The 2,282-nt window shown below is 57.1% G+C and carries 3 protein-coding genes; all 3 read left to right on the forward strand.

The annotated features are described in order from the left end of the window. Positions 1–1,137: NAD(P)/FAD-dependent oxidoreductase (locus tag ABYV26_RS24560; RefSeq protein WP_372683980.1), on the forward strand; the 1,137-nt coding region annotated here is incomplete at its 5' end. A gap of 21 nt (positions 1,138–1,158) precedes the next feature. Continuing rightward, positions 1,159–1,860 (forward strand): aspartate/glutamate racemase family protein, encoded by a 702-nt coding sequence (locus ABYV26_RS24565; protein WP_372683981.1) that lies wholly within the window; start codon positions 1,159–1,161, stop codon positions 1,858–1,860. 71 nt (positions 1,861–1,931) lie between these two features. After that, positions 1,932–2,282: aldehyde ferredoxin oxidoreductase N-terminal domain-containing protein (locus ABYV26_RS24570; protein ID WP_372683982.1), on the forward strand; the 351-nt coding region annotated here is incomplete at its 3' end.

A 2,282-nucleotide genomic window follows, 5' to 3' on the forward strand; every position in this document is an offset into this window, starting at 1 on the left:
GGATATGCAGCGGAGTATTGCGCGGATGCAATGATTCTGGCTACCGGTGCGCGTGAAAGGCATCTGCCCTTCAAGGGTTGGACGCTGCCGGGTGTCATGGCTACCGGTGCGGCCCAGATCCTGATCAAAAGCTCCGGTATCCTTCCGGGGCGAAAGACATTGATCGGCGGTTGCAGCCCCCTGATGCTCGCGTTGGCGGCGGAAATTATAGCCAACGGAGGGAAGGTTCAGGCTGTCCTGGACCAGAGCAAAGCCGACGACAAGCTCAATGCCGTCACTGCGGGGCCGGCCATCTGGCCCAAACTTCTCGAGGGCGCCGTTTACCTGATGCGGCTGGCCGCTGCCAGGGTACCCATGAAGCAGGGGGTCCGCATTGTCGAAGCCCGGGGCCGACAGGAGCTGGAAGCCGTCGTTGCCGCGCGTGTCGACACTAAGGGTTGCATCATTCAAGGAACCGAACGGATCTACCCGACAAACACCCTGGCCGTTGGGTATGGTTTTTCACCCAATATCGAACTGCCTCAGCAGGCGGGATGTTCTGTGTCCTATGCTGTCGATAGGGGCGGCTGGTACGTCAATGTGGATGCATCCATGGCGACCACGGTTGCCGGCATTTATGCCGCGGGAGAGACCACCGGCATCGCCGGTGCCGGAAAATCGTTCATCGAGGGGCAGATCGCCGCCTGGGACATTCTTTACAGGCAGGCACGGGTGAGTCGGCAGGACCTGGAAAACCAGATCCGGCCGTTGCTGCGCCAGCGCGATCGACAGGTCCGATACGGTGGTTTTATCAATCAGCTGTGCTGGCTGGCGCCGGACTGCTATGCGGGTATCCCCGATGAGACGGTGATCTGCCGTTGTGAAGAGATCACCGTGGGTGAAGTCCGCCGGCAGCTTGACAATGGTTTTTCCACCATGAACGGCATCAAGAAGGCCACTCGATGCGGGATGGGGAGTTGCCAGGGACGCACGTGCGGACCGATCCTGTTCGATATTATCAGTGCATTTACCCAGCGACCACCAGCGTCCGTTGGATATACCTCGGCCCGTTCTCCGGTAAAAACGGTTTCTCTGGGTGCCCTGGCCCAAATCCCAATGAGCAGTTGTGAGAACCATGAAGGCCGTCGCCACGCTTGAGCCAGGAAGGGGTTTGACGATATGAGCAGCCACTCCCACCGCAGCCCAAAAAAGCCGGTGGTCGGTATCCTCATGCTGGAGACCACGTTCCCGAGAATACGCGGCGATATTGGCAATCCGCAGACCTTTCCTTTCCCTGTCCTGTATCAGACGGTCAACGGGGCGTCTCCTCAAAGGGTAGTTATCGAGGCGGATGCCGGATTGATTGACGGCTTCATCGATTCCGGTCTATCATTGGTCGAAAAGGGGGTAAAAGCGGTAGCCACCAGTTGCGGATTTCTGGCGCTGTTTCATCGACAATTGGTCACCGCATTGCCGGTGCCTGTTTTTACTTCCAGCCTGTTGCAAGTGCATATGGCGAATTCGGTGATCCGCAGCGGTCAGAAGATAGGCATCATCACGGCCAATAAAAAATCGCTGACCGACGCGCATTTGGCCGGTGTGGGCATTCAGAACTATCCGCTGGCCATCGTCGGTATGGAAGATGCGAAAGAGTTCAGCGCCGTTTTTATTGGCGGAAAGGCAACCCTCGATGAACGCATATGCCAGCGCGAGATGCTAACCGCCGCCAATCGACTCATGCGAACGCATCCAGATGTCGGGGCGATTGTATTGGAGTGCACCAATATGCCGCCTTATGCCGACAAGGTTCGGCGAGCGACCGGCGTGCCGGTGTTCGATGCAGTAACCCTGGTCAACTTTGCCCACAGTTTGTTGACGTAACGAGCACGTAAGCAGGCGGGCACAACAACAACCCACATCGCTAAATCGTATTTTAAATCAAGGAGGGCGTCATGGCCGGATGGCAAGGAAAGGTCCTATGGGTAAACCTTAGCCAAGGTACATTTAAATCTGATCCACTGGATCCACAGGTGGCCAAAGACTATATCGGTGGTCGGGGATTGGGCATTCACTATTTAAACCAATCGGTCGATCCGCTGTGTGATCCGTTTTCTGCAGAAAACATGTTGATCATGGCCACCGGGCCGCTAACCGGCACCGGCGCTCCTACCGGTGCACGCTACATGGTGATGACCAAGTCGCCGCTGACCGGGGCCATCACCTGCTCCAATTCCGGGGGCCAGTTTCCCACCGAATTTAAACGCACGGGCTACGATGCCATCGTTTTTAGCGGACGATCGGCA

It is taken from the genome of Desulfosarcina sp., from assembly GCF_041551955.1.
Taxonomy (GTDB): Bacteria; Desulfobacterota; Desulfobacteria; order Desulfobacterales; family Desulfosarcinaceae; genus Desulfosarcina.